The 25,357-nt window shown below is 64.9% G+C and carries 25 protein-coding genes; 16 read left to right on the top strand and 9 right to left on the bottom strand.

The annotated features are described in order from the left end of the window. Nucleotides 1-96: 96 nt before the first annotated feature. Nucleotides 97-570: a transcription elongation factor GreA gene (greA, locus tag PE058_RS12615; protein WP_026868122.1), complete on the top strand. Its 474-nt coding sequence runs from the start codon at nucleotides 97-99 to the stop codon at nucleotides 568-570. 65 nt (nucleotides 571-635) lie between these two features. Then, nucleotides 636-1,886 (top strand): MFS transporter, encoded by a 1,251-nt coding sequence (locus PE058_RS12610; protein ID WP_271028545.1) that lies wholly within the window; start codon nucleotides 636-638, stop codon nucleotides 1,884-1,886. 18 nt (nucleotides 1,887-1,904) lie between these two features. Here PE058_RS12610 and PE058_RS12605 read toward each other — a convergent pair whose 3' ends face one another. Beyond that, the gene (locus PE058_RS12605; protein ID WP_271028544.1) at nucleotides 1,905-2,390 is read right to left on the bottom strand and encodes an Lrp/AsnC family transcriptional regulator; all 486 of its coding nucleotides are present in this window, start codon (nucleotides 2,388-2,390) and stop codon (nucleotides 1,905-1,907) included. Between the two features lie 148 nt (nucleotides 2,391-2,538). On the opposite strand from PE058_RS12605, the gene PE058_RS12600 reads away from it, so the two are divergent. From PE058_RS12600 to PE058_RS12585, 4 genes are all read left to right on the top strand, one after another. Beyond that, entirely contained in the window at nucleotides 2,539-3,579 is a 1,041-nt protein-coding gene (locus tag PE058_RS12600) for a mitochondrial fission ELM1 family protein (RefSeq protein ID WP_271028543.1), read from the top strand. A gap of 36 nt (nucleotides 3,580-3,615) precedes the next feature. Continuing rightward, nucleotides 3,616-4,347 (top strand): CPBP family intramembrane glutamic endopeptidase, encoded by a 732-nt coding sequence (locus PE058_RS12595; protein WP_271028542.1) that lies wholly within the window; start codon nucleotides 3,616-3,618, stop codon nucleotides 4,345-4,347. 109 nt (nucleotides 4,348-4,456) lie between these two features. Then, on the top strand, nucleotides 4,457-5,443 hold the full coding sequence (locus PE058_RS12590; protein WP_271028541.1) for a mitochondrial fission ELM1 family protein: 987 nt from the start codon (nucleotides 4,457-4,459) through the stop codon (nucleotides 5,441-5,443). Nucleotides 5,444-5,549: 106 nt separating this feature from the next. Then, nucleotides 5,550-6,233 carry a 2OG-Fe(II) oxygenase gene (locus PE058_RS12585; RefSeq protein WP_271028540.1) on the top strand — a complete coding sequence of 228 codons (684 nt, stop codon included), beginning with the start codon at nucleotides 5,550-5,552 and terminating at the stop codon, nucleotides 6,231-6,233. A gap of 42 nt (nucleotides 6,234-6,275) precedes the next feature. Here PE058_RS12585 and PE058_RS12580 read toward each other — a convergent pair whose 3' ends face one another. Beyond that, entirely contained in the window at nucleotides 6,276-6,977 is a 702-nt protein-coding gene (locus PE058_RS12580) for a DUF1003 domain-containing protein (RefSeq protein ID WP_020086595.1), read from the bottom strand. 172 nt (nucleotides 6,978-7,149) lie between these two features. On the opposite strand from PE058_RS12580, the gene ettA reads away from it, so the two are divergent. From ettA to PE058_RS12555, 5 genes are all read left to right on the top strand, one after another. Continuing rightward, nucleotides 7,150-8,811 (top strand): energy-dependent translational throttle protein EttA, encoded by a 1,662-nt coding sequence (gene ettA, locus PE058_RS12575; protein WP_020086596.1) that lies wholly within the window; start codon nucleotides 7,150-7,152, stop codon nucleotides 8,809-8,811. A gap of 17 nt (nucleotides 8,812-8,828) precedes the next feature. Further along, nucleotides 8,829-9,218, top strand: coding sequence for a hypothetical protein (locus tag PE058_RS12570; RefSeq protein ID WP_020086597.1), 390 nt, complete (start codon nucleotides 8,829-8,831; stop codon nucleotides 9,216-9,218). 100 nt (nucleotides 9,219-9,318) lie between these two features. Then, entirely contained in the window at nucleotides 9,319-9,561 is a 243-nt protein-coding gene (locus PE058_RS12565; protein ID WP_020086598.1) for a hypothetical protein, read from the top strand. An 87-nt stretch (nucleotides 9,562-9,648) separates the two neighbouring features. Next, nucleotides 9,649-10,305, top strand: coding sequence for a glutathione S-transferase family protein (locus tag PE058_RS12560; protein ID WP_020086599.1), 657 nt, complete (start codon nucleotides 9,649-9,651; stop codon nucleotides 10,303-10,305). Between the two features lie 10 nt (nucleotides 10,306-10,315). Then, nucleotides 10,316-10,843, top strand: coding sequence for a hypothetical protein (locus tag PE058_RS12555; protein WP_198011199.1), 528 nt, complete (start codon nucleotides 10,316-10,318; stop codon nucleotides 10,841-10,843). Nucleotides 10,844-10,861: 18 nt separating this feature from the next. Here the strand turns inward: PE058_RS12555 and PE058_RS12550 are convergent, their stop codons facing one another. The 4 genes from PE058_RS12550 to PE058_RS12535 all read right to left on the bottom strand — a co-directional run bounded on the left by PE058_RS12550 (nucleotide 10,862) and on the right by PE058_RS12535 (nucleotide 15,238). After that, a complete protein-coding gene (locus PE058_RS12550; protein ID WP_271028539.1) occupies nucleotides 10,862-11,689 on the bottom strand; it encodes a pentapeptide repeat-containing protein in 828 nt (275 codons plus the stop codon). Nucleotides 11,690-11,780: 91 nt separating this feature from the next. Then, the gene (locus tag PE058_RS12545; protein WP_020086602.1) at nucleotides 11,781-13,205 is read right to left on the bottom strand and encodes a UdgX family uracil-DNA binding protein; all 1,425 of its coding nucleotides are present in this window, start codon (nucleotides 13,203-13,205) and stop codon (nucleotides 11,781-11,783) included. Further along, nucleotides 13,205-14,407 carry a putative DNA modification/repair radical SAM protein gene (locus PE058_RS12540; RefSeq protein ID WP_271028538.1) on the bottom strand — a complete coding sequence of 401 codons (1,203 nt, stop codon included), beginning with the start codon at nucleotides 14,405-14,407 and terminating at the stop codon, nucleotides 13,205-13,207. Before PE058_RS12540 ends, PE058_RS12545 begins: the two co-directional genes overlap by 1 nt. Before the next feature lie 75 nt (nucleotides 14,408-14,482). Next, nucleotides 14,483-15,238, bottom strand: a complete 756-nt coding sequence (locus PE058_RS12535; protein ID WP_040498487.1) for a Crp/Fnr family transcriptional regulator — start codon at nucleotides 15,236-15,238, stop codon at nucleotides 14,483-14,485. Nucleotides 15,239-15,518: 280 nt separating this feature from the next. On the opposite strand from PE058_RS12535, the gene PE058_RS12530 reads away from it, so the two are divergent. Both PE058_RS12530 and PE058_RS12525 read left to right on the top strand, forming a co-directional pair. Then, a complete protein-coding gene (locus PE058_RS12530; RefSeq protein WP_020086605.1) occupies nucleotides 15,519-15,905 on the top strand; it encodes a response regulator in 387 nt (128 codons plus the stop codon). A 122-nt stretch (nucleotides 15,906-16,027) separates the two neighbouring features. After that, nucleotides 16,028-17,818: a glucan ABC transporter ATP-binding protein/ permease gene (locus tag PE058_RS12525; protein ID WP_271028537.1), complete on the top strand. Its 1,791-nt coding sequence runs from the start codon at nucleotides 16,028-16,030 to the stop codon at nucleotides 17,816-17,818. On the opposite strand, the gene PE058_RS12520 is transcribed toward PE058_RS12525, so the two are convergent. After that, entirely contained in the window at nucleotides 17,742-18,671 is a 930-nt protein-coding gene (locus PE058_RS12520; RefSeq protein ID WP_271028536.1) for an EamA family transporter, read from the bottom strand. The two genes, PE058_RS12525 and PE058_RS12520, sit on opposite strands and share 77 nt — an antisense overlap. 85 nt (nucleotides 18,672-18,756) lie before the next feature. Then, complete coding sequence (locus tag PE058_RS12515; RefSeq protein WP_020086608.1) at nucleotides 18,757-19,164, bottom strand: DUF983 domain-containing protein; 408 nt, start codon at nucleotides 19,162-19,164, stop codon at nucleotides 18,757-18,759. 94 nt (nucleotides 19,165-19,258) lie between these two features. On the opposite strand from PE058_RS12515, the gene PE058_RS12510 reads away from it, so the two are divergent. Further along, nucleotides 19,259-20,629 carry an aminotransferase-like domain-containing protein gene (locus PE058_RS12510; RefSeq protein ID WP_271028535.1) on the top strand — a complete coding sequence of 457 codons (1,371 nt, stop codon included), beginning with the start codon at nucleotides 19,259-19,261 and terminating at the stop codon, nucleotides 20,627-20,629. A 69-nt stretch (nucleotides 20,630-20,698) separates the two neighbouring features. Here the strand turns inward: PE058_RS12510 and PE058_RS12505 are convergent, their stop codons facing one another. Then, on the bottom strand, nucleotides 20,699-22,642 hold the full coding sequence (locus PE058_RS12505; protein WP_271028534.1) for an acyl CoA:acetate/3-ketoacid CoA transferase: 1,944 nt from the start codon (nucleotides 22,640-22,642) through the stop codon (nucleotides 20,699-20,701). A gap of 349 nt (nucleotides 22,643-22,991) precedes the next feature. Between PE058_RS12505 and PE058_RS12500 the strand changes: the two genes are divergently transcribed. Continuing rightward, entirely contained in the window at nucleotides 22,992-23,684 is a 693-nt protein-coding gene (locus PE058_RS12500; protein WP_020086611.1) for a hypothetical protein, read from the top strand. 121 nt (nucleotides 23,685-23,805) lie between these two features. Next, a complete protein-coding gene (locus PE058_RS12495) occupies nucleotides 23,806-24,996 on the top strand; it encodes a D-alanyl-D-alanine carboxypeptidase family protein (RefSeq protein ID WP_271028533.1) in 1,191 nt (396 codons plus the stop codon). Nucleotides 24,997-25,357 lie beyond the last annotated feature (361 nt).

Genomic DNA, 25,357 nt, shown 5'->3' with positions numbered 1-25,357 from the left:
CATTATCTGACGGCCAAGTCCCATTAGAGTATCGGGATCTCGCGAATTAGGGTGCTGGCTACCGGCCAGGCCGAATGGGAGACTTTAGCGATGTCGATGGAACGTGTTCCGATGACGGTCGAGGGCTTCAAATTCCTCGAGGCGGAGCTGCACCGCCTGAAAGCCGAGGAGCGTCCCCGCATCATCCAGGCAATCGCGGAGGCACGCTCGCACGGCGATCTGTCCGAGAACGCGGAATATCATGCCGCCAAGGAAGCCCAGGGCATGAACGAGGCCAAGGTGGCCGAGCTCGAGGACAAGATCGGCCGCGCCGAGGTGGTCGACACCTCGAAGCTGTCGGGCGCCTCGATCAAGTTCGGCGCCACCGTCACCCTCGTCGACGAGGACACCGAGGAGAAGGTGAAATACAAGATCGTGGGCGACCTCGAGGCCAACGTGCGCGAGGGCAAGATCTCGATATCGAGCCCCATTGCCCGCGCCCTCATCGGCAAGTCAAAGGGCGACACGGCCGAGGTGACGACGCCCAAGGGGGCGCGCTCCTACGAAGTTCTCAAGGTCGAATGGAAGTAGAGTGAAGCGGCCGGACGGCCCGGAGCAGCAGGCCCGGGCCTCGTAACGCCGTATCAGGTGGTCTGTTGGATCAGGACGCAAGCGCCGAGGCGGCCCGGCCGCCGTCGGCTTTCGCCTACAGGGCCTTCACCCTCTATTGGGTTGCGCGCTTCCTCAACGGGTTCGCAATCCAGATCGTCTCCGTCGCCGTGGGCTGGCAGATCTACGACGAGACGCGCGATCCCTTTCTGCTGGGCCTCGTGGGGCTCGTCCAGTTCGCGCCCGCGCTCGTCTTCGTGCTCGCAACCGGCACGGTCGCCGACCGCTACAATCGCCGCGCCGTCATGGCGCTCTGCATCGCGCTCGAGGCGCTCTGCGTGGCCGCCCTCGCGGGGTTCTGGATCCTGCACGCTGCCCGCGCGAGCGAGCACCATCCGATCTGGCCGGTTTTCATCATTCTGACCCTGTTCGGCGTGGCCCGGGCGTTCCTCACGCCTGCAGTGCAGTCGCTCTCCGCCAATCTCGTTCCGCGCGAGGTGTTCCCGAACGCCGTGACGTGGAACTCCTCGGCCATGCAGGCCTCCTTCACCATCGGCCCAGCCATTGGCGGCCTGCTGTACGGCCTCTCGTCGATGGTTCCCTATGCTGTCGCCTTCGTGCTGTTCGCGATCGCGGTCGTCCTGGTGGCGATGATCCCGAAGCCCGCGCAGAAAACCATCTCCGAGGCCCGCTCGATCGAGACCATGCTCGCGGGCGTCCGTTACATCTGGAGCAACCCGGTCGTGCTGGGCGCCGTCTCGCTCGATCTCTTCGCGGTGCTGCTCGGCGGCGCGACGGCGCTTCTACCGGTATTCGCTCGCGACATCCTGGAGGTCGGACCCTGGGGGCTCGGTCTTCTGCGCTCGGCCGCCGGCGTCGGTGCGCTCGTGGTCGCGCTCTGGCTGGTGCGCCACCCCATCCGCGACCACGCGGGGCGGGTGATGTTCGCGGGCGTGGCCGCCTACGGACTGTCCATCATCGTGTTCGGCCTTTCGACGACGCTGTGGATCTCGATCCCGGCGCTGTTCCTGATGGGCGCCTCCGACATGCTGAGCGTCAACGTCCGCGCCACGCTCATTCAGCTTGCGACGCCCGATGACGTCCGCGGCCGCGTGACGGCCGTGAACAGCGTCGCCATCGGCGCTTCCAACGAGCTGGGCGAGTTCCGGGCCGGCACCATGGCCGCGTTCATCGGCGCTGTCCCCGCGGTGGTGATCGGCGGCGCGGGCACGCTGGTGGTCACCGCGCTCTGGACCCGCCTGTTCCCGGGCCTCTACGCAAAGCGGCGATTGACCTGATCTGATCGCGCGCGCGTCTCAGGCATCTTCGTCCGGCCCCGTGAGCGGCACGCCGGGCACGCGCTTGGCGCGCCGGATGGCGAGGTTGGTCTTCACGCTCGCCACGTTGGGGGCGGCCGTCAGCTCCTTCAGGATGAAATCCTGGAACGAGCGAAGGTCCGGCGCCACGCACTTGAGCACGTAGTCGCTTTCGCCCGAGAGCATGTAGGCTTCGCGCACCATGGGCCAGCCCAGCACCCGGTTCTCGAACGCACGAAGATCGCCTTCTGCCTGACTATGCAACCCGACCATGGCGAACGCGGTCAGCTCGAAACCCAGCGCCGCCTCGTCGACCAGCGCCGTATACCCCTGGATGACCCCCGCATCCTCCAGCGCGCGCACGCGCCGCAGGCAGGGAGGTGCGGAAAGCCCCACTCTCTGGGCAAGCGCCACATTGGTGAGCGCCCCATCGGCCATAAGCTCGCGCAGGATGCGCCGGTCGGTTGCGTCGAGACGGAGGGACATCGGTCTTTCTCGAAAAGAATTGCTGCATGACCTAAGGGCAGACGCGCAACAAATGCAAAGAATACCTGTCGTGGACCATTGCACTATTGCTTCGCATGCCGAGTCCGGCAGGACTCGACAGAGCGAGCGCTACCGGGGAAGGTGAGGCATGCAGAATGCGACACGGGTGACGGGACGAATGCGCTCGGGGCATGCGCGTCCCTTCGCCGGGGCGAGCGCATGGATCATCAGCGATGGCAAGGCCGGCCATGAAGCGCTCTGCCGCGGCGTCGCCGAGGCCTTGGGGCTCGCTGCCGAAGTGAAGCGCGTTTCGCCCGCGGGACTTTGGAGAGCGCTCGCGCCTTGGGGTCCTGTCCCGCCGAGCGAGAAGTTCGGAACGCCTCACACCCCGTTCGCGCCGCCCTGGCCGCAGATCGCGATCGCCGCCGGGCGCACCACCACCCCCTACATACGTGCGCTGAAGAAGAAAGCCGGCCTCAAGACTTTCACGGTCGTGCTCATGGACCCGAAGACCGGCCCCAGGACGGCGGACCTGGTCTGGGTGCCCGAGCACGACAGGCTACGCGGACCCAACGTCGTGGTCACGCTTACCGCGCCCCATCCGCTCTCGCCGGAGCGGCTCGCCGATCTGCGTGCGCGGCCGAGCGGAGCGATCACAGCCTTGAAGAGCCCGCGCATGGCGGTGCTCGTCGGAGGGCCGAACGACCGCTACCGCTATCCGAAGCCCGTGATCGACAAGCTCTCGGAGACGGTGCGCTCGCTTGCCGGTCTCGGAGCGGGCCTCATGATCACCGCGTCCCGCCGCACGCCGCCCGAGCTCGTTGCAACGCTGGACGAGGTGGCGCGCGAGGCGGGCGCGCTTTTCTGGAAAGGGGAGGGACCCAATCCCTACCCGGAGTTTCTTGCCAATGCGGATGCCTTCCTCGTTACCGCCGACAGCATCAACATGGCGGGTGAGGCGGCGGCCACCGGGCGCCCGATCTATGTGTTCGAGCCGGAAGGCGGCGCCGACAAATTCACGGCTTTCCATGCCGCGCTGCGGGCGAAGGGCGTGACGCGCATCGCGCCGGACCGCTTCGGCGGGCTCGACACCTGGAGCTACACACCCCTTTACGCCGCCGACGTCATCGCTGATGAAGTCGAGCAGCGCTGGCAGCGCCGCAAGAGCCTGCTGGCGGGGCTGACCTGACGCCTGTCCTCAGCGAGCAATCGGAAAGAGACGAGAATGATCACGGCCGGCGGATCGACAACCTCGGCGCACGAGGTCTCCCTTCTCGCGCGCCTCTGGCGGTGGATCGAGATGGCGCTGCTGTTTGGCGCTGCGCCCATCGTGATGTCGTGGGTCGTGCACGGAGAGCGGGTTCCGTTGCTCTCCGAGTACATACCGGCCGGCACCAAAATCCCGATCTTCATCGCCCTGCTGCCGGTCCTGTTCATCGCCGCCTTCCTCCTGCTCGCCGATCCCACGTTCCGTCTGCGCGATGAGCTCCGCCGTGGTCTCGGCTGGCGCAACGCGCTCTCGATCGTTCTCATCTTTCTCATCATGGGCGGCGCGGCGACGTGGTGGATCAAGACCTATCATCCGTCGTGGTTCCTGGAGTTTCCGACCAACCGGCCCGAGACCTACACGCGCATCATGCTGGCCTATCCGGTGTTCTCCGTCGCCGCGCAGGAGCTGCTTTACCGCTCGTTCTTCTTTCATCGCTACGGGCCGCTCTTCGGCACCCATGCGTGGCTGATCGTGATCGTGAACGGCCTGCTGTTCGGCTATGCGCACATCGTCATGAATTCGGCCTTCGCCATCGCCGCAACCGCGCTCGGCGGAATGATCCTGGCCGCGCGCTATGCCATGTCGCGCTCGTTCTGGGCGGTGTTCATCGAGCATACGCTTTGGGGATGGCTGATCTTCACCATCGGTCTCGGCCGCTATTTCTTCACGGGCGTTCAAAATCCCTGAGCTGTGGGCGGCGCGTCTTCTTTGCCGGTTTGTAAAGTGACGCGCTTCCCCCCGCGGGATTAGTCTCGCGCAGCGATCAGCGAAGAGGGGATCGGCTCTGGGCAACGATTTGCGTGGCCGCAAGGCCTGGCTCTTCAGCGACGGGAAGGCCGGCAACGACGTGCAATCGCTCGGCATAGCGAATGCGCTCGGCCTCGACGTGACCGTGAAGCGGATTGCGCCGAAAGGGCTCCACAAGCATTTGTCACCCTGGACCGGCGTAGCGCGCCGCGAGCGTTTCGGTGCGCCCGGAAGCGCGTTCGCGCCGCCCTGGCCGGATGTCGCGATCGCCATCGGACGCCTCACCACACCCTATATCCGTAGGCTGAAGCAGATGGCGCGCGAGGCGACGTTCACGGTGATCCTGCAGGATCCGAAGGTTTCGCTGGCGACCGCCGATCTGTTCTGGGTTCCCGAGCACGATCGCCTGCGGGGACCCAACGTCATCACAACGCTTACTGCCCCGCACGGCTTCTCGGAGCAGCGTCTCGAGGCGCTCAAGAGCGCGATCCCCGCTCACATCGCCGTGTTGCCTCGTCCGCGCGTGGCGATCATGCTCGGCGGCTCGAACGGCGATTACGTCTATTCGCCGGCTGCGCTCGAGCGCTTGGGCCGCGCGATCCGCGCGTTCGGCGAGAAAGGCGCGAGCCTACTCGTCACGCCGTCTCGGCGCACCGAGCCCGCGATCGTTCAATGCGCGCGGCAAGCCGTGGAGCCCTTTCCGCATTTCTTCTGGAACATGAGTGGAGACAATCCCTACCCATTCTTCGTTGCGGAAGCGGACATGTTTCTCGCGCCCGCCGACAGCATCAACATGACAGGCGAGCCGTGCGTCACCGGCAGGCCCGTCTATGTTTTTCACCCCGATGGCGGTTCGCCTAAATTCACCCGCTTCCACGAAGCCCTGATGCAGTACGGCGCAACACGCGCCATGCCGGAGCGCATCGATGCGCTCGAGACGTGGGACTACGAGCCGTTGAGTTCGGCATCTGCCATCGCCGGCGAAATTGATCGGCGGTTTGCAGAGATGCGCATTGTGAACGGACGTTCAATTTAAGCGTTCATTCACAAGTTTCTTCAACCTTACGAATTTGTATGGTGCCAGCCTTGCTGCGATGCGCCATGACTCCTGCCTTCAGCATTGAAGCGGGGGAGCATGAATTATGCCGACGTCGCGGAATGATGTTGCACTGTCTCTCGTCGCGGCTTTCGAGCGAGCCGAGAAAAGCGAGACACCTTACCGATATTGGCTGCTCGCCGACTGCCTGCCGGAGCGCATCGTCGACGAAGTCCTTGGATTGCCGTTCGGTGCCGCCGATCTCGATGGCGTATCCGGCAAGCGCGAGCTGCACAATCAGAGCCGGCGCTACTTCGACGTCGAGAACCGCACCAAGTTCCCATGCGTGTCTGCGGTCGCAGCCGCGTTTCAGGATCAGCGCGTGACGGCGGCGATCGAGAAATCCTTCGACGCGAGGCTCAACGGCACGCACCTGCGCATCGAGTTCGCACAGGATGTGGATGGTTTTTGGCTGGAGCCGCACACCGACATCGGCGTCAAGGCGTTCACCTTCCTGATCTACCTGTCGAAGGGAAACGCGCACGCCGATCTCGGCACGGACATCTACGATGCCGGCAAGAACTGGGTTGGCCGCACGCCCTATTCCAGCAACTCCGGCATGATTTTCGTGCCCTCCACGATCACGTATCATGGCTTCGAGCGGCGCAGGATAGACGGTGTACGCAAGCTGCTCGTCGTCAATTACGTCACCAGCGAATGGCGCGCGAAAGAGCAGCTTGCCTTTCCCGAGCAGGCGGTCTCGCCGTCCTCCGTCGCACTGGTTCACTGACGCGGCACACGGCAAGGGGAGAGCGGTTACTTCCGCTTTCCTCTAGCGCCGGCGGTCCTGCATGATCTCGAGCTGAAGCTGCTGGATCTCCGCCAGCCGCTGCCACTGCTTGCTGATCAGGTGATCGAGCTTCTCGTGCAGGTGGCGGATCTCGAGCTCGGCCTTGAGGTTCACCTGATAGTCGTTGAGCGAGCGCGCGCGATCCTTCGCCTCCTGCCGCTTCTGGCTCATCATGATAATGGGGGCCTGCAATGCGGCAAGACACGAGAGCACGAGGTTCAAGAGGATAAACGGGTAAGGGTCGAACGTGTCGCTTCCACGCGCCGCGTTGTAGGCCATCCAAACCCCGAGCATCACCAGGAAGCTGATGATGAACACCCAACTTCCGCCGAACGAGGCAAGGTGATCGGAGACGATCTCGCCGAACGTTCGCTTCTCTTCAAACTCGGCCTCGACGTTTTCGCTCAGCGTGTCGTGCGTGGCGAGGCTCTCCGCGACGCGCCGCTCGAGGTCGCTGATCTCGCCGCTCTCGTCCCGCAGAAGCTCCTCCACATAGAGCCCCCGGAACCTCTGCAACTCTTGCCGCGAGACGAGCGCGTCGGGGGCGAGATCGGGATAGTCGCGCCGCATCCGCTCGACGAGGGCGGGACGAACCGTCTCCAGATTCACGAGCTGGCGGCGTGTCCATTCGCGCCCGGTGATGGCGCACCGGTCGGTTCTGGACCCGTTGGCGTGGTTCGACATGCGCAGTCCTCGGCGGGGTTCAATGCGTGACGTGGAGCGGGCCCGGAACAACAGCAATAGGATCAGGGAGTTACATATCTGTAATTCGCCCCCACCCGGCGATTGAGATTGACCCGACGATCGGTTAAAACCCCCGCAAATCCCGAAACCGCGCAACCCGAGAGGCGCCCGAATGGCTGCGGCCCACCAGTACGTCTATCACATGCACAAGCTCTCCAAGACCTACCCGGGGGGCAAGCAGGTCCTGAAGGACATCTCGCTGTCATTCCTGCCCGGCGCCAAGATCGGCGTCGTGGGCCTGAACGGTGCCGGTAAGTCGACGCTGCTCAAGATCATGTCCGGCACGGTCGACGATTTCCTCGGGGAGGCGAGACCGGCCGACGGCATCAAGGTCGGCTACCTGCCGCAGGAGCCGGAGCTCGACCCCTCGAAGGACGTGCTGGGCAACGCCATGGAGGGCGTCGCCGAGAAGAAGGCGATCCTCGACCGCTACAACGAGATCGCCGCCAACTACTCCGAGGAGACCGCCGACGAGATGACGGCGCTCCAGGATCAGATTGATGCGCTGAACCTCTGGGACCTCGACACGCAGGTCGAGCAGGCGCTCGACGCGCTGCGTTGTCCGCCGGGCGATGCGGACGTGACGAAGCTCTCCGGTGGTGAGAAGCGCCGCGTGGCGCTGACCCGCCTCCTGCTCTCGAAGCCGGATATCCTGCTGCTCGACGAGCCGACCAACCACCTCGACGCCGAGAGCGTCGCCTGGCTCGAGCGCTACCTCAAGGAGTACACCGGCTGCGTCATCCTCGTGACGCACGATCGCTACTTCCTCGACAACATCACCGAATGGACGCTGGAGCTGGATCGCGGCCAGGGCGTGCCGTGGAAGGGCAACTATTCGAGCTGGCTGGAGCAGAAGGCCAAGCGCGCCGAGAGCGAGAAGGCCGCCGAGGAAGGCCGCCAGAAGCAGATGGCCCGCGAGTTGGAGTGGATCCGCTCCTCGCCCAAGGCCCGCCAAGCCAAGTCCAAGGCGCGTATCTCCGCTTACGACAAGCTCGTCGAGCAGGCCGGGCGCGAGGAGGTCGGCAAGGCTTCGTTCCAGATCGCGACGGGCCCGCGCCTCGGCGACATGGTGATCGAGGCCGAGGGGCTTTCGAAGGCATTCGGCGATCGCCTTTTGATCGACGATCTCTCCTTCAAGCTGCCGCCGGGCGGCATCGTCGGCGTCATCGGCCCGAACGGCGCGGGCAAGACCACGCTGTTCAAGATGCTGACCGGTGTCGAGACGCCGGACAAGGGCACCATCAAGCTCGGCCCCACCGTGAAGCTCTCCTACGTCGACCAGAGCCGCGCGCACCTCGACGACAAGAAGACCGTCTGGGAGGAGATCTCCGGCGGCCTCGACATCATGAAGTTTGGCGACAAGCGGGAGATGAGCTCGCGCGCCTACTGCGGCTGGTTCAACTTCAAGGGGCCGGACCAGCAGAAGAAGGTCGGCCTTCTCTCGGGAGGTGAGCGCAACCGCGTGCATCTCGCCAAGATGCTGAAGGAGGGCGGCAACCTGTTGCTCCTCGACGAGCCGACCAACGACCTCGACACCGAGACGCTGGGTGCGCTCGAAGCCGCTCTCGAGGATTTCCCCGGCTGCGCCGTGGTGATCTCGCACGATCGCTTCTTCCTCGATCGTCTCGCGACCCACATCCTGGCCTTCGAGGGCGACAGCCACGTCGAGTGGTTCGAGGGCAACTTCGAAGCCTACGAGGAGGACAAGAAGCGCCGCCTCGGCGACGCCGCCGTCGAGCCGCACCGCATCAAGTACAAGCGGTTCGAGCGCTAGGTCAGTTGGGGGGCGATATGACGGGCGACTGGACCCTCATCCTCGTCATATCGCTCGGAGCGGCCATCGCGTCGGTGGTGGCGCTCGACCTCAAGTCACGGCTCCGCGGCGACCGCGAAGGCAATCCGCCGGCCCTGCGTCACGTAGCGGCGTATTTCATCGCTTATGTGCTGGGGTTTCTGGCCGTCGAAACGTTGGATCGGCCGTGGTCGCTGCTGGCCATCGCCGCGATCGCGTCGCTCGCGTTCGCGGTGTCGCTGAACGGGCGCAAGCCGCTGATCACGCAAGACTATGCGCGGACGGCGGCGATGACGTTCGGAGTGCTGTTCGTCTTGTGGGGGCTCCACCAGCTCCTGCTGCTCGTGGGCATTGACCTGCTCGCGAAGGATTTCGCGGCGCGCTCCTGAAGCGTTGCCGTCCGTCGCGTTAAAGCAGCTTACGGATTTGTATGAGGCATCGCCTGGGATGCTCCCTATGATGAGGCAGGGGGGATCACAGGAGGATCCCATGATCAGGCTCGCTGTTTCCTTTCTCATTCTCGCCAGTTTCGCCGGCGTTGCATCCGCCGATACGTGCAAGGCCCAGGCTACCGCCAAGAGTCTGCACGGCGCGGCCGAGACAAGCTTCCTCAAGAAATGCGCGTCCGACGCCAAGGCGAAGTGTGAGACGGACGCCAAAACAAAGAACCTGCATGGCGCCGCCGAAACCAGCTTCGTGAAGAAGTGCGTCTCGGACGCGAAAGGGGCCTGAGCGGTTTTCTCGCGGGCCGCCACGAGAACGTCGTATAGAGCTGTAGCTTTGTGCTGATGCCCCAGCGCGAGGAGGGAGCCGCACTCTATGCTGACGCTCTATGCCCACCCGTTCTCGTCTTACTGTCAGAAGGTCGAGACAGCCCTCTACGAGAACGCGACGGCTTTCACATATCGTCTGCTCGGGCCCGAAGATCCGGCCACGGGCGCCGAGTGGGCCGCGCTGTGGCCCCTCAAAAAAATGCCGGTGCTGGCCGACGGCGAGCGAACCGTTCTCGAATCCACCGCCATCATCGAGTACCTGGACCTGCATCACCCGGGAGCCGTGAAGCTCGTGCCGGCCGGCGCGGATGCGGCGCTGGAAGCGCGCACCCTGGATCGCATCTTCGACAACTACGTCATGACACCGATGCAGAAGATCGTGCTCGATCATCTGCGCCCGCCGGAGGGCCGCGATCCCTATGGCGTCGCGCAGGCCCATGAGATGCTGGACACGATTTACCCCTGGCTCGACGCCAAGCTCGCCGGCCGGGAATGGGCTGCGGGCGACACGTTCAGCCTGGCCGATTGCGCCGCCGCGCCCTCCTTGTTCTACGCCGATTGGGTGCACGAGATCCCGGCGGAGTTGTCGACGCTCAAGGCGTATCGCGCACGCCTGCTCGCGCGCCCGTCGTTTGCGCGCGCCGTCGATGAGGCCCGCCCGTTCCGCCCGTATTTTCCGCCCGGCGCACCAGACCGGGATTGAGCGCGTGCGAATGCGGACAGGCATACGGAGTTGTTTGCTGGCAGGGCTCGCCGTTATCGCGTGCGTGGCGCAAGGGGCGGCGCATGAGCCCTGGGTGCTGCGCCTGGGAAGCCTCGAGCTTTCCTACGACACGGCACGCTGGACTATGCAGGGAGCTGGCGAGCACGCCTTCGATTTCAAGCCGGTGGACAAGAGTTCACCGGATCACGAAGACGTCCGCGTGACGTGGAAGCCGAGCGAACGCGGCGAAGGATGCCAGGCAGAGGTCCGCGAGGTGTTATGGAGCGAAATGTACGAGCAGCCTGTCGCGACCTCAGTCGAGATCGCAGGCATCGCGGCCGAGCGCTTCGTGGCGGATACGCGCTGCCGCAATGCCGTGCCGAAGGGCATTGTCATCTGTGTGCCGCGCCGCGACGGGGTCTATCTGATCGCTGCGACGCGCTCCAGTTGCCGGGACGGTGGGCGCAGCCCGTTCTCCGGCGTGGATCCCCTGGAGGAACTCGCGCGCGGAGCCAAATTCTCGCCTGAGACGCCGTAGCGCCCACGCGATCGTGCGTCACTTCTGGTAGGCGCCTTCGAGATTGCGCGCCTTGTCGAGGTTGACCGCGGCGTCCCGTCCCTTGAGCGTCTCGAGATGAGCCGAGCCGACGTCGGCGCCGTTGAAGTCCGTTTTCGCCACGTTGGCATCGGTGAAATCGGCACCAGCCAGCGACGCACCCGCGAGAATGCTGCCCGAAAGGTCGGCGTCCTTCAGAGAGGCGAAGTCGAGGATCGCGCCGATCAACCCCGCGTTGGTGATGGTGGCTTTGTCGAGCTTCGCCGAGCGCATCACGAAGGGATGACGGCGGCTGTCCCGCGCGGGCTTTCCATCGGCCATGTTGATGCCGTCGAGGTGCGCCCCGATCAGGCTTGCTTGGGAGAAGTCGCCGGCGAGGCGCGCATGCGAAAGGTTCGCGCCGTCGAGCTTGGCGCGCATGAGCTGAGCGGAGACGAGGCTCGCTCCTTCGAGATTGGCTCCCGTGAGATCCGCTTCGAGCCCCCACGCCTGATCGAGCCGCGCGCCGGAGAGATTGGCGCCCGTGAGCTTCGTGCCGTTGAGGCGCGACGCCTGCAGGTTGGCGCCGTGCAGGTCGAGCCCGGAAAGATCGAGCCTGTTGAGCTGCTTGCCACTGAAGTCGACGCTCCCCGCACTTCCGGCGGCGGCAATGGCAGCCTCCACTTCGGCGCGCGTCACGTCGGCTTTCGTGAACGCGTCGGAGTTGAGGTCGATGTACTGCCAGAGATCCTGTGCGGCCGCCGGGAGCGTGAAAGCCCACCCGGTCAGCAAGGAGCCGGCCATGAGGGCAGCGGAAAGTCTGGCAGCGAAGGCGGGCTTGAAACGCATGTGGCGAGGTCCTTTTTCCCGCATGCTAGCGTTTCAGGGGCGCCGGGCGCCAGCGCTCAGCGGTTGGGTCACGCGGGTGTGACCGATGCGGCTAGGCAGCACCGGCACGAGACTGGACGGCGAGCGAACGGGCATGGGCGAGATCGGCGACGAATGCGCGATACGCGTCCTGCTTGGCGCTTTCGTCCGGTAACCGAAGGAGATAGGAGGGATGCACGGTGATGAAGCCCGGGCCCGCATCGAACATGGCAGGCCCGCGCACTTTTGTAATCGGAAGCGCTTTATCCGTGAGCGCCAGCACCGCCGTGGCGCCGAGCGCGACGATCAAGGAAGGCCGGACGATTTCGAGTTCCTTCATTAGCCACCAGCGATAGTGGCGCACTTCCCCCGCAGTGGGCTTTTGGTGAAGCCGGCGCTTGCCGCGCTGCTCATATTTGAAATGCTTGACCGCATTGGTGAGATAGCAAGCGTCTCGCGCAATTCCGGCTTCGGCGAGCGCGCGGGTGAGCAATTGTCCGGCTGGCCCCACGAACGGCCGCCCTTGGAGATCCTCCTGGTCGCCCGGCTGCTCGCCGACGAACGCCAAGGAGGGCGAGAGAGGGCCTTCGCCCAGCACGGCGCGCTTGCCACCCGGCACGAACGGGTCGGCGGCCGAGATGATCGCGTTCAGATCCGCGAGCGTCCGCACGTCTCCATCGTGCATGGCGGCGACGGCTTTCGCCGGGTCCTTCTTTCGGGGCGGGGCAGGGGCCTTGGTCATGACGGACTCAACGCGCGAACCGGCCGAGCGTAGCAGGTCCGGGATCAATTTCGTCTCCGCCATGTTGCGCCAATACTTTTTCGGCATCTGCTTCTGCATTTCGGCGACGTTCACGCGCGCCGGGTTGAAGGTGCTGGCGTAGTAGACACCCCAGCCGGCCTCGAGATCGTCGCTCTCCGGCGCGTCGCTCCGCTCTCCCGGCGGGCCGAGTGTGAGCGCCTCCCGGTTCCAATGCAGCGACCCGATGGGAGTGAGGATCGACCAGTCGAGCGCGCGAAAGCGGTCGACGAAGAACCCTGCCGTTGCTTCGAGAATGTAATGATCAGGCTCGAACCACGCGACGAAACGCTCGCTGCCCTCCGCAGCCACACGCCGAAAGCGCACGAACGCGTGCATCTTGTGCAGGTCTCGCGCAACCGACTTCGCCATCGCCATAAGGCGGTAAACGAGCGGATCGCTCGCGATCTCGAGTAAACTCCGCTCACCTTGCGTCACGCGCCAGATCAAAGTGTAGAGCAGCCCGTACCGTTCCGGATCGCGGTGGCAGACGACGCTCTGGATGAGATCTCTCACCTCGCGCGGCAAGACGATGGGAGCGGCATTTTCCGGGCTCGGCCCGTCGAACAGCGACGGCGCCGCTGCGGTCTGCCAGACCGCGTCGCAGGGCGCGACGCCCGCCGCGATCAACCCGCGCGCGGCGAGGCGAAACCCATCGAGATCTGCGCCCTCGCGCAAGGTGACGCTCCTCGGCGCCATCAGAGCAGGCTCAATTGGCGGGGTGCAGCGACGCGCTCGCGAAGATCCACCCGGTCCGTCAGTCGCGTGGGCCGGTGATCGGCCGTGATGAGAAACGGCGCGGCCCGCCGGAACGAGTTCGTCAGCCGGCGCACGTCTTCGGAGCGAAGGCGCCTATGACGGCGCGCGCTCAGAATGCGGTCGACGGCGCGGGTGCCGAGGCCCGGCACCCGCAACAGCATCTCGCGCGGTCCCGTGTTCACATCCACGGGAAACGATCCGCGGTTCTTGAGTGCCCACGCGAGCTTGGGATCGATCTCGAGATCCAGCATGTTGTCGTTGCTGCACGCCGCGATCTCGGAGACGGAGAACGCATAGTTCCGGAGCAGCCAGTCGGCCTGGTAGAGGCGGTGCTCCCGCACCAGAGGCGGCGCCTTGGGCGGCAGCAGGCTGCTTGCGTGGTCGATGGGGCTGAAAGCCGAATAGTAGACGCGAGACAGTTTGAATCGCTGATAGAGCGTCGCGCTGGCGGTAAGCAGCTCCGTATCCGTCGTCGCATCGGCACCGACGATCACCTGCGTGCTCTGTCCCGCGGGCGAGAAGCGGCGCTTTTCCTCGCGCGCCTCGGCGATACGCGCGTGCATCTGGTCCATCGCCTTCTCGATGGTCGCCCCGCTTTTCTCCGGAGCGAGCTTCGCAAGGCTGGCAGCCGTCGGCAGCTCCAGATTGATCGACATCCGGTCGGCCCAAAGCCCCGCCTGCTCGATCAGCCAGGGGCTCGCCTCGGGAATGGTCTTGAGGTGAATGTAACCGGCGAAGCCATGCTCGCGGCGCAGCTTCCGCGCGACGAGCATGAGCTGCTCCATCGTGTAGTCCGCCGAGCGGATGATCCCCGACGAGAGAAAGAGGCCCTCAATGTAGTTGCGTTTGTAGAATTCAACGGTAAGCCGCACCACCTCGTCGACGCTGAAGCGCGCACGGCGCACGTTCGAGGAGCGGCGGTTGATGCAGTACGCGCAGTCGAACAGGCAGTAGTTGGTGAGCAGGATCTTGAGCAGAGAAACGCAGCGTCCATCCGGCGTGTAGGCGTGGCAGATGCCGGCTCCCGTGGTCGAGCCCAGCCCGCCCTCGGCGGCTTTTCTCTTCGGCGCGCCGGACGAGGCGCAGGACGCATCGTATTTCGCAGCGTCAGCGAGGATTGCGAGCTTCTCGAACAACTCCATGGAGCAGCCTCCAGCTTTGTTGTTCTCTATATGTTCTCATGAAGCCACCGTCAAGGCGGCGACAGCACAAAGCGCCTATGCGCGTTCGCTCTCACTTGGATAGACGCCGCGCAGCACATCCTCGAAGTGCTCCTTGACGCTCTCATTGCAGAGGCACGAGCGGGCGTAGAGCGCATCGCGATCACGCACCATGAGCGCGCCGCGGCGCGTTTCGAGAATGCCGTCTGCCTTGAACACCTGGATGACGCGGCTCGTGTAGCTGCGCCCCACGCCCAGCATGGAAGCCAGCTCGTCATGGGTCAGCGGCACGAGATGGTCGCCGGTGCGATCCATGGCCGAGATGATCCATTTGGCGGTGCGCTGCTCGATGGAATGGATCGCGTTGCAGGCGGTGGCCTGGAACATCTGTGCAAGCATGCAATCGGCATAGCGCGCGAATAGCGCCCTGAGGCTCGGTGATTGTTTCTTTGCGGCCTCGAGATGGCTCACGGAGATCGAGGCAAACGGGCCGCCGAACTTCACGAGGATACGGCAATAGGCGGGCAGGTTGCCGGAGCTCACGATGCCGCCCACGGCCCCCTCGCGGCCCACCAGTATGGTTTCCACGTCGCGGCCGTCCGCGTTGGCGACGAGAAATGAAACGAGGCTCGGACCATACGGAAAATACACCGTCGCGACGTTGTCGCCGGGGTTGTAAAGCAGCTCCCCGGCTCGTCTTTCCGTCATCTCGAGGTGGGGCGAAAGCAGATCGTAGTCGGCCGGACGCAGCGCGCCGAGCAGGTTGCTGACAAGCGGGTCATCCGGAAGAAATGGGCTTTGGTGAGCGGCCACGGGGCTCTCGTCCTTGCTCGCAATCACCCTCTTGTGTGCACAAGTGCACAGACAGAGCAAGTGGGATTTGATTGAGTGGGCGCGGTCCGATGACACGCGGCCTGAAATGCAATCCGGTGGCTGCGGTCGGATATGTCGAGCGCTATGCTGCGAGGCGCCCTGAGGGCGGTCGCAAGCTCCGTTGCACCAATGATGCAGCCTCTGCTGGCCCTGCGGCGGAAGAGGATGCGCTGACCCCGATCCAAGTCCGCATCCTTCCATATGAGGTAGCCAATCATCAATGGGCAACACGCCGAACGACCTGCCGACTCCAACCACCCGCACGCCTGCCGACGTGCTGCTGGTCGAGGACAATTTCATCATCGCCCTCGATACGGAGGACATGTTGCGCGAGATCGGCGTCATCAGCGTGCGCACGGCGAAGAACGTTCTGGACGCCTTGAACGCAATCACGCTGCAGCCGCCGGAGTTCTGCCTTCTCGACGTCAATCTCGAAACCGAGAAAAGCTTTATCGTTGCTGACCGCCTGCGCGAGCTCGCCATCCCTTTCGCCTTCGCGACGGGCTACGGCGACCAGCTCACGTTCCCTCCGCACTTCGCCAACGCCGCCATCGTGGCCAAGCCTTACGCCATCGACGATTTGCGCCACGCCATCGTCGTCCCCTGAGCAAAGCCGCGGGGATCGCGCTCGCGCCCCTCGCACGAATGCCGCAATTCCACCCTGGGTGATCCCCGTCTAAGATGTGCTGCCGCACAAAGCGGACGGCACAGGGGATTTCTCGACGCCAGATGGACCTCATCCGCCTTTACCAGCGCGCGCTCGGCATGCTCGCAGCCGAGAAGACGCTCGCCGTTGTTCTTGCCGTCGCGTCCGTCGCCATAGGCCTCGTGCAGCTCGCCGAGCCCATCCTCTTCGGCCGCGTCGTCGACACCCTCTCGCGCGGCGACGCCGCGTTTCCGACGATCGCGCTTTGGGCGGCGCTGGGCCTGTTCGGGATCCTCGCAAGCGTCGTGGTCGCCGTGTTCGCTGACCGTCTCGCGCATCGCCGCCACCTCGCGGCCATGGCGGAGGCGTTCGAGCGGGCCATGACCTTGCCGCAGGGCTATCACGCCGAGCGCGGCTCGGGCGCCGTCGTACGCTCTATCCTGCAGGGCACGGATGCTCTGTTCTGGCTGTGGCTCGGCGCCATGCGCGAGCAGTTGACCGCAGTCGCGGGCATCGTCCTGCTGGTGCCGACGGCCATCGGCATGGACATCCGCATGGCGGCCATCCTGGCTGTGCTCGCGGTCTCCTATGTCGTCATGAACACCTACGTCATGCGCAAGACCAAGGCCGGGCAAGCCAACGTCGAGCAATACAACTCGGCTGTCTACGGGCGCGTCGGTGATGTGATCGGTAACGTGACGGTGGTGCAGAGCTTCGCGCGCCTCAAGGCGGAGACGGACGCCATGCGCGCCGTCATGAGCGACCTGCTCTCCGCACAGTATCCCGTGCTCACCTGGTGGGGCATCCTCACTGTCTTGCAGCGCGCCGCCGCCACCATCACGATGGTCGCGGTGTTCGCAATGGGAGCCGTGCTCGCGGGACGCGGAGAGCTGTCCGTCGGCGAGATCGTGTCGTTCGTCGGCTTCGCCAACCTTCTCATCTCGAAGCTCGATCAGATCTCGGGCTTCATCACCGCGATCCATCGTCAGGCCCCCGTCCTCAAGGGTTACTTCGCCCTCATCGACGAGCCGGACGGCATCGCGGAGAAGCCGGGCGCCCCGCCGCTGCCGCAAGTGAACGGCGAGGTGCGCTACGAGGATGTGAGCTTCCGCTTTCCGGGGACCGAGCAGGGCGTCGGCGGCATAGCGCTCACGGCCGCGCCGGGCCAGACCATCGCGCTCGTCGGGCCCACCGGATCCGGCAAATCCACGACCCTTTCGCTGCTCATGCGGCTGAGGGCGCCCGACCGGGGGCGCATCCTCATCGACGGCCACGACATCGCGGATGTCACGCTGCACTCGCTCCGCCAGTCCATCGCCGTCGTGTTTCAGGATGCGGGCCTGTTCAATCGCTCTATCGGCGACAACATCGCCATCGGCCGCCCGGGCGCGACGCTCGCAGAGGTGGAAGCCGCCGCGCGCCTTGCGGAGGCACACGACTTCATCGCGCGCAAGCCCGGCGGCTATGGGTTCGTGATCGGCGAGCGGGGCGTCGCGCTATCCGGCGGCGAGCGTCAGCGCATCGCCATCGCCCGCGCCATCTTGAAGGATGCGCCGATCCTCGTGCTCGACGAGGCGACGAGCGCGCTCGACGCGGAGACCGAAGCGCGCATCAAGCGCGCCCTGGACCGCCTGCGGAAAGGGCGCACCACCTTTATCATCGCGCACCGCCTCTCGACCGTCGCGAACGCCGACGAAATCCTGGTTCTGGATCAGGGCCGGATCGTCGAGCGCGGACGCTTCGAGACGCTGGCGGCGGGGAAAGGGCTGTTCGCCCGGATGGTGACGGAAGGCGGGTTCACCGTGCCGAAGGCGGCAGAGGAAGAGACGTCACCGCAGCAAGCCGCGCCCGGAGCCGCGGCCACAGCAGGTTGATCGCAAGACCCGTCATCACGAGACCGGCTGCCTGAAGCTTCCAGCTCTGCAGCGGTTCGCCCAGCACCAGCGCCGACGACCCCATTCCGAATACCGGCACCATCAGAGCCATCGGAGCGACGGCCGCGACGGGATAGCGAGACAGCAGCCAGCCCCACATGGCATAGCCGAAGAGCGTGTTGCCGATGGCTTGCCAGAGCACGGCACCCCACGTGACCGCATCCGCCGAAGCAAGGCCGGCGCGGATCTGCGGCCAGCCCTCGAACGCGAGCGAGAAGGCGAGCAGCGGCGGCACGGCGAAGAGGCTCGCCCACACCACGTAGGCGAGCATGTCCGCGTTGGGCGTCGCCCGCACCACGATGTTGCTGCCGGCCCACGCTGCGGCGGCCACCAGCACGAGCCCGAGCCCCAGCGCGGTCGTCGTCTTGTCGGTGTGATGAAGAATGATCCCGACGCCAGCGAGCGTCACGATGAGCGCCAGAACCTGAAAGGGACGAACGCGTTCGCCGCTGATCATCGTCGCGAGCCCGATGGTGAAGAACACCTGCGTCTGAACGACGAGCGAGGCGAGGCCGGGCGTGATGTGCCCGTTCATGGCGATGTAGAGAAGGCCGAACTGGCCAGCGCCGACGAGCAGTCCATAGGCCGCGAGATTGCGCCAGGGAACCGCGGGACGTTTGAGGAAGAGCGCCGCCGGCAGAAGCGAGAAGGCAAATCGCAACGCCGCAAACAGCAGCGGCGGAAGATGCTCGAGCGCGGCGTGGATGACGACGAAGTTCGATCCCCACACGGCCGTCACCGCCAGGGCGAGGAGCGCGTGGCGCCAGGACAGGCTGTCGGGCTGGGCGCTCACCGAATGGGGGCTTTCGAGAAGGATCGCGAAACGCGACGCGATGGGCTTTTGAACCTAGCTCCCATCGCGCGCAGGATTGAGCGCCTTACGAGGCCTGCGTGCGCACGGGCGCGAGTGCTGCTCGGCTGGTGCCGAAGCCGTGCATGCGCAGCTTCCACTGCAGCGCCACGATGAAGCCCTTCACGGGCTGCAGGAGCGCGAGCGTCAGGATGAGGGTGAGCGGCAGCCACAGCGCCCAGTGAACCCACACAGGCGGCGCATACGTGAACTCGGCCCACATCACCAGTCCCACGACGATATGACCGACGATCGACATAACGATGTAGGCCGGCATGTCGTCGGCGCGGTGGTGATAAAGCTCTTCGCCACAGCTATCGCACTTTGGAACAACCTTGAGGAATTTGCCGAACAGGCGTCCGTCGCCGCACTGCGGACACTTGCAGGTTGCCCCGCGCATCAACGCCACTTGCATGGACGGTTCTGACGTGGTCATCCCGAGACCTCCCGCTGGTCGATTTTTGAACTATTGATTTTCGATGTTTAATGCGGATTGTATGGGTTCGCAACGCGCGATATGACCCACTTGTATGGATTGGACGCCTACAATCTCCGACCGCCAAGGTCCGCTCTACCAGCGCATCGTCAATGCGCTGGCGGATGACATTGCCTCCGGCCGCCTTCATCAAGGACAGGCGCTCCCCACGCATCGGGCGCTTGCGACGGCGCTGGGCGTGGACCTGACAACGGTGACGCGCGCCTACACGGAAGCACGGCGCCAGGGCCTGACGGAAGCGCGCGTGGGCCGCGGAACGTTCGTCAGGTCGCGCCCGGGCACGCTTCGCGCGCCCGCATCTCCCGGCATCGACCTGTCGATGAATCTGCCGCCGCAACCGGCAGAGGCTGATCTCGACGGCCGTCTGGCCAAGGCCCTGTCCGAGATCCGGGCGGAGCAGAGCCTCGCGGCTTATCTCACGTATCAGCAGCCCGGCGGCACGTCGGCCGAGCGGCAGGTGGCGGCGGAATGGCTGCATCGTCTTTTCCCCGCCGTCGGCTCCGACCGCCTCGTCATCGCACCGGGCACGCAACCGGCACTCTTCTGCCTGCTTCAGATGCTGGTTCCCACGGGCGGTGCCGTGCTCACAGAGCGGCTCACCTATCCGGGCCTCAAGGCCGCAGCCGCCGTGGCAGGTATCACGCTGATCGGCGTCGAGAGCGATGCCGACGGCTTGAAGCCGGCAGCCCTCGACCGGGCGGCGCGCGAGCACGCGGCCAAGGTCGTCTACCTGATGCCGACGATCCACAATCCGACCACCACCACCATGCCGGCCGAGCGCCGGGCGCGCATTGCCGAGGTCGTCCGCAAGCGGGGGCTCACCCTGATCGAGGACGATCCCTATACGTTTCTCTGCCCGGGCCTTCCACCGGTGGCGACGTTCGTTCCGGAGCGCGCGTACCTCGCGGCGAGCCTCTCGAAATGCATCGCGCCGGGCTTCCGCACCTCGCTTGTCGTCGTGCCGGATAGCGCAATCGCGGCGCGCTTTTGCACGACGTTGCGCGCCACCGTGCAGATGCCCGCCCCGCTGATGGCTGCGGTCGTGACGCGATGGCTGCGGGACGGCACGGCGGACGAGATCATCGCCGCGATCCGCACTGAAGCGAAAGAGCGCCAGACGCTGGCGCGAAACGCACTCGCAGGCCACCCCTTCACTGCGCATCCGAACGGTCATCACGTATGGCTGCCCATTCCCGATCGCTGGTCCGCAGCGGGCTTCGCCGCGCATCTCCATGGGAGAGGCCTCGCCGTCGTGACAGGCGAAGCGTTCGCCGTGGACGGTCCCGCCCCCAACGCCATTCGCATCGCGCTCGGCGCCGCGCGCAACCGCATGCAACTCGCCAAGGCGCTCGAAATCCTGTCCGAGGCACTCAATGCACGCGCGCCCAGCGAGGCCGTGGTGTGAAGTCTCGCGGCGGACAATAAAAAAGGGCCCGCCAATCAGGCGAGCCCTCTCTCGGTTCCGGCATGCGCGTTACGAGGCGACCGCTTCTTCGATCACCTTGTAGGCTTCGTCCGCATTCTCGTAGACCCGCGTTTCGAGGCCACGGCGGCGCAGCGCGTCCTGCAGCTTCGTGCGCGTGATCACGCTCGTCGCATAGCGGGCCATGCGCGCATAGTGGTGCTTGCTCACATACGCCACCATGTCGGCGTACTCGTCGTAAAGGTCTTCCGCGATCCGGCAGCCGTCCTGGTTGACGATGGCGTTGACGCGGCGGCCCGCGGCCGTGCACGCGTCGATGATCGCCTTTTGAAGGTCGGTGACATCCGCCTTCTTGCGCACGCTCCAAGCCTCGAGGTTGATCGAGAGAACGTTGCGGGCAGCGTCGTAGCTGATGCGGTCCTTGAGGTTGAGATTGAGCAGATCCGCCAAAAGACCCATCGGCTCGTCGCGGAAGAGCGCAGGGTTCATCGTGATCGGCCGATGGATATGCGGCTTGAAAGCCATGTGCGGAAGGATGTCGCGATCGATGTCGATGCCCGGAGCAACCTCGATCAGCTCGAGGCCGTGATCCGTGAGCAGGAACACGCAACGCTCCGTCACATAGATCACGGGCTGCCCCTTCTGCGCGGCGTAGGTGCCGGAGAAGGTGACCTGCTCGACCTGCTTCACGAACTTGCGTGCGCGGCCTTCCTTGACGATTTTGAGCTTGCCGTCCTCGACAGCGACTTCGAGACCACCCGCCGTGAACGTTCCGGCAAACACCACCGCGCGCGAGTTCTGCGAGATGTCGATGAAGCCGCCGCAGCCGTTCAGCTTGCCGCCGAACTTGGAGGTGTTGACGTTGCCGAGGCTGTCGCACTCCGCCATGCCGAGGCAGGTGAGATCGAGACCGCCGCCGTGGTAGAAGTCGAACATCTGGTTCTGATCGAGGATCGAGTGCGCGTTGGCCGATGAGCCGAAGCTCGATCCGCCCGCGAGCACGCCGCCCACCGCGCCCGCTTCCGTCGTCATGACGAGCAGCGGCGTAACCTTCTCCTCGTTGGCGACGTTCGCGACGCCGTCCGGCGCGCCGACGCCGAGGTTGATGACGCCGTTCGGCGGCAGCTCGAACGCGGCCCGGCGCGCGATGATCTTACGCTCGTCGAGCTCCATCTTCGGCAGGCTGTCGACGGTGACGCGCACCTCGCCGGCGAGCGCGGGATCGTACATGACGCCGTAGTTCATGCGATGCATCTCGGGCGGATCCGCCACCACGACGCAATCGACGAGAATGCCCGGCACCTTCACGTCCTTCGGCTTGATCGAGCCGTCGGCGACGAGCCGCTCGACCTGCGCGATGACGACGCCGCCGTTGTTGTGCGCGGCCATCGCCTGCGCCAGCACGTCGAGCGTCAGGCACTCCTTCTCCATGCTGAGGTTGCCGAGCGGATCGGCGCTGGTCGCACGGATGAGCGCGACGTTGATCGGCGTCGCCTTGTAGAACAGCCACTCCTTGCCATCGACCTCGACCAGCTTCACCAGGTCTTCCTTGGTGACGGTGTTGACCTTGCCGCCGCCGAGACGCGGGTCGACGTAGGTGTGAAGGCCGACGCGCGTGAAGAGGCCCGGGCTTCCGGAAGCGCAGCTCCGGTAGAGTTTCGAGATGACGCCCTGGGGAAGATTGTAGCCTTGGATCTTGTTGTCCTGCGCGGCCTGCGCAACCTTCGGCATGCGGCCGAAGTTGGCGGCGATCACGCGCTTCAGAAGTCCGTCGTGATGCAGGCGGCCGGTGCCCAGCCCTTTGCTGTCGCCAGCACCCGCGCACATGATGAGGGTGAGATCGCGAGGCGCCTTCGTCTCGACATACCGTTTCTCGAGCGCGGCATGCAGCATTTCCGGAATGCAGCTTTGGACAAAGCCCGTCGTGGCGATGACGTCGTTGTCCTTGATGCGGGCGATGGCTTCGTCGGCAGAAATGACCTTGTTTCTGTGCATCTCGTTCGTTTCCCCCAAGGCCTCCACTCTTCGCACTTTCCAGGAAGCAGGGTCGCTTGGAAAGCCGGTGGAATGCTCGATTTGTGAGGCTGTGGTATAGGCACGCGCAAAACGCCGGGCAATGGTCTGGCGACGCTGCCAATCGTCCTACACTAAGGGGTGGTGTTGGGACCTACCCACCCCCATTTCCCCATTAACGATGCGCTGCACTGCACCATGATCGCGGCGGGCCACACCTTCGCCGGATTGCTGGTTTGACCATGCGACCGTCAGGGGGCCGGAGGCAGCGCACGCGCTGCACCGGCATCGAGAATGGCCGGCGGCCATCCGCACGTCTTGGGGGAAGAACATGGTATTTCGTACTGCAGCAAAAGGCGTTCAGGACGGCTCGGATATCGCCGTCGAAAATGCGACACGGTTTTCCGGCGGCCTCGGCGCGACGGTGCTATCGGCGGTCGCTGTCCTGTTTTCGGGCTACAGCCTGTGGGACACGTCCCTCAAGAGTGCCGACCTTCAGGTGTTCGTGCCGCGCGTGATCTATTACGCCGCGCCCTATACCAACACCAATTTCGAGATGATCTCGATCCCCGTGACGATCACCAACGACGGCGCGGAGACGGGCACCGTCCTGCAGCTCGATCTCGCCGTGACGGATCCGAGAACCAAACAGACCAAGCACTTCTACGCCGCCGAGTTCGGCGTCTGGTCGATGGATCGCACCCGCACGCGCAGCTACACGGGCTTCGCGCCCATCTCGCTCGCCGGGCGCACGAGCCGCACGGAGTCGCTGCTGTTCTACACCCGGGGGGAGGAAGAGAAGCCCGAGCAGATCATTCGCGAGGTCGGACCCTACGAATTCACCCTGACGGTGACACAGGCCGAGAGCAAGAACACTCTGTTCGGCACGTCCACGCCTGCAAAGCCGATTTCCGTCAGCTTCGAGCGCCTCCTGCCGTTCTACGACGCCCGCGCGTTCGAGTCGGGCACCATCTCGATGAACGCCAAGGATTGGCAGACCTCCACGAACGCGACGTCGCAGTAAGGCAAGTGCCCGTGCGCGCTCCGAAAAACGCGAGACCGTTCTAGGGGCTCCCACGCATTGACTCGCGGCCGGGGGGCGCCATAGTTAACGCCGGTTTGCCCCTCCGGCGAGGACCCTGCTCATGACACGGATGATGACGGTTGCCGCAGTGCTGCTTGGCCTGCTGCCGGCGTTACTGTCCGTTGCCAACGCCCAGCAGTCGGGCGGTTTCACCACCAAGGCGCCGAACGCGATCCTCATGGATTACGATTCGGGCTCCATCATCTTTCAGAAATCGGCCGACGAGCTCGTTCCTCCCGCCAGCATGAGCAAGCTCATGACGCTCGCGGTGCTGTTCAAGGCGCTGAAGGAGGGCAAGCTCAAGCCGGAGGACGAGTTCCAGACCAGCGAATACGCCTGGCGCACCGGCGGCGCGCCCTCGGGCACCTCGGCGATGTTCATTCCGATTCACAACAAGACGCCCATCAGCGAGCTGATCCAGGGCATCGTCGTGCAGTCGGGCAACGATGCCTGCATCACCGTCGCGGAAGGGATGGCGGGCTCCGTGCCGGAGTTCGCGAAGATGATGGAGGCCGAGGCGCGGCGCATCGGCTTGCCGAAATCCACCTTTCGCAATTCGACCGGGCTCCACGACCCCGAGCACCTGATGACGGCGCGCGAGCTCGCGCTGCTCGCCCGCTACATCATCAAGAAGTATCCCGAGCAGTACAAAGTCTTCGGCCAGCGCGAGTTTCAGTATCGCAAGCACAAGTTCTACAACCGCAATCCGCTTCTCTCTGCCGATATCGGCGTCGACGGCATGAAGACGGGCCACACCTCGCAGGCGGGCTACGGCATGGTCGTGTCGTCTGTGACCGAGGGACGCCGCCTGATCGGCGTGATCATGGGCCTCGAAAACGAGAAGGACCGCCGGGACGAGACGCGGCGCATGCTGGAGTGGGGGGCGAAGAGTGTCGCCCGCGCCAAGCTGTTCAACGCCGGAGAGGCGATCGGCTATGCGCGCGTCTGGGGCGGCACCGATTTCTATGTGCCGCTCACCGGCGAGGGCGATCTCGAGGTCATCCTGCCGAAGTTCCCGGTGAACCAGAAGATCCGCGGCGAGATCGTCTATCAGGGTCCCTTGAAGCCGCCGGTCCGGAAGGGCGATCAGGTGGCCATGTTCCGCGTCACCAGCACGGTTCCCGGCAGTCCGGAGCCCATCGCCGTGAGCGAGACGCCGCTTTACGCGGAAATCGACGTCGACGAGGCCGGGTTCATGTGGCGCGGCGTGGACTCACTCCTCCATCTGGCCTTGCGCCTTGTGAAGCTCTGATTTTTCGGCGGGATGCGCGGGTGAAGGTGGCTGGTGGATGGCCGCCTCGGAGGGCAGCCATGGCGGAGGGGGCGTGGCGAATGCGTTTTACGTCTACATCATGGCTCGAACGGGGCCTGCGACTACGTCTTTTGATCTTGGGACCGGTCGACGTGAGCCACCCGCGGCTCGCGCGACCACACGATTGGCGGAACATCCGCAGCGCCTCTGGATCCCGGCCTGCGCCGGGATGACGCTTGTTTCGCGAGACGCGACGTCTTGTAGGACCGCGTTGCCAAAACTCTCCGTCACCCCGATGAAGATCGGGTCCAGAAACGTGTAACGTAGGGGCGCCATTCAGGCCATAGCCCCGCATCGCCCC

This window comes from Hyphomicrobium sp. DMF-1 (genome assembly GCF_027886585.1).
Lineage (GTDB): Bacteria > Pseudomonadota > Alphaproteobacteria > Rhizobiales > Hyphomicrobiaceae > Hyphomicrobium_C > Hyphomicrobium_C zavarzinii.
Note: the sequence above shows the minus strand (reverse complement) of the source record. Positions and strands in the feature narration are given on the sequence as shown.

What these genes read in the sequence shown, in the direction of transcription:
- greA (WP_026868122.1), top strand. Translation starts at nt 97, where the DNA reads ATGGAACGTGTTCCGATGACGGTCGAGGGCTTCAAATTCCTCGAGGCG.
- PE058_RS12605 (WP_271028544.1), bottom strand. Translation starts at nt 2,390, where the DNA reads ATGTCCCTCCGTCTCGACGCAACCGACCGGCGCATCCTGCGCGAGCTT.
- PE058_RS12600 (WP_271028543.1), top strand. Translation starts at nt 2,539, where the DNA reads ATGCAGAATGCGACACGGGTGACGGGACGAATGCGCTCGGGGCATGCG.
- PE058_RS12595 (WP_271028542.1), top strand. Translation starts at nt 3,616, where the DNA reads ATGATCACGGCCGGCGGATCGACAACCTCGGCGCACGAGGTCTCCCTT.
- PE058_RS12585 (WP_271028540.1), top strand. Translation starts at nt 5,550, where the DNA reads ATGCCGACGTCGCGGAATGATGTTGCACTGTCTCTCGTCGCGGCTTTC.
- PE058_RS12580 (WP_020086595.1), bottom strand. Translation starts at nt 6,977, where the DNA reads ATGTCGAACCACGCCAACGGGTCCAGAACCGACCGGTGCGCCATCACC.
- ettA (WP_020086596.1), top strand. Translation starts at nt 7,150, where the DNA reads ATGGCTGCGGCCCACCAGTACGTCTATCACATGCACAAGCTCTCCAAG.
- PE058_RS12570 (WP_020086597.1), top strand. Translation starts at nt 8,829, where the DNA reads ATGACGGGCGACTGGACCCTCATCCTCGTCATATCGCTCGGAGCGGCC.
- PE058_RS12565 (WP_020086598.1), top strand. Translation starts at nt 9,319, where the DNA reads ATGATCAGGCTCGCTGTTTCCTTTCTCATTCTCGCCAGTTTCGCCGGC.
- PE058_RS12560 (WP_020086599.1), top strand. Translation starts at nt 9,649, where the DNA reads ATGCTGACGCTCTATGCCCACCCGTTCTCGTCTTACTGTCAGAAGGTC.
- PE058_RS12555 (WP_198011199.1), top strand. Translation starts at nt 10,316, where the DNA reads ATGCGGACAGGCATACGGAGTTGTTTGCTGGCAGGGCTCGCCGTTATC.
- PE058_RS12550 (WP_271028539.1), bottom strand. Translation starts at nt 11,689, where the DNA reads ATGCGTTTCAAGCCCGCCTTCGCTGCCAGACTTTCCGCTGCCCTCATG.
- PE058_RS12545 (WP_020086602.1), bottom strand. Translation starts at nt 13,205, where the DNA reads ATGGCGCCGAGGAGCGTCACCTTGCGCGAGGGCGCAGATCTCGATGGG.
- PE058_RS12540 (WP_271028538.1), bottom strand. Translation starts at nt 14,407, where the DNA reads ATGGAGTTGTTCGAGAAGCTCGCAATCCTCGCTGACGCTGCGAAATAC.
- PE058_RS12530 (WP_020086605.1), top strand. Translation starts at nt 15,519, where the DNA reads ATGGGCAACACGCCGAACGACCTGCCGACTCCAACCACCCGCACGCCT.
- PE058_RS12525 (WP_271028537.1), top strand. Translation starts at nt 16,028, where the DNA reads ATGGACCTCATCCGCCTTTACCAGCGCGCGCTCGGCATGCTCGCAGCC.
- PE058_RS12515 (WP_020086608.1), bottom strand. Translation starts at nt 19,164, where the DNA reads ATGACCACGTCAGAACCGTCCATGCAAGTGGCGTTGATGCGCGGGGCA.
- PE058_RS12510 (WP_271028535.1), top strand. Translation starts at nt 19,259, where the DNA reads ATGGATTGGACGCCTACAATCTCCGACCGCCAAGGTCCGCTCTACCAG.
- PE058_RS12505 (WP_271028534.1), bottom strand. Translation starts at nt 22,642, where the DNA reads ATGCACAGAAACAAGGTCATTTCTGCCGACGAAGCCATCGCCCGCATC.
- PE058_RS12500 (WP_020086611.1), top strand. Translation starts at nt 22,992, where the DNA reads ATGGTATTTCGTACTGCAGCAAAAGGCGTTCAGGACGGCTCGGATATC.
- PE058_RS12495 (WP_271028533.1), top strand. Translation starts at nt 23,806, where the DNA reads ATGACACGGATGATGACGGTTGCCGCAGTGCTGCTTGGCCTGCTGCCG.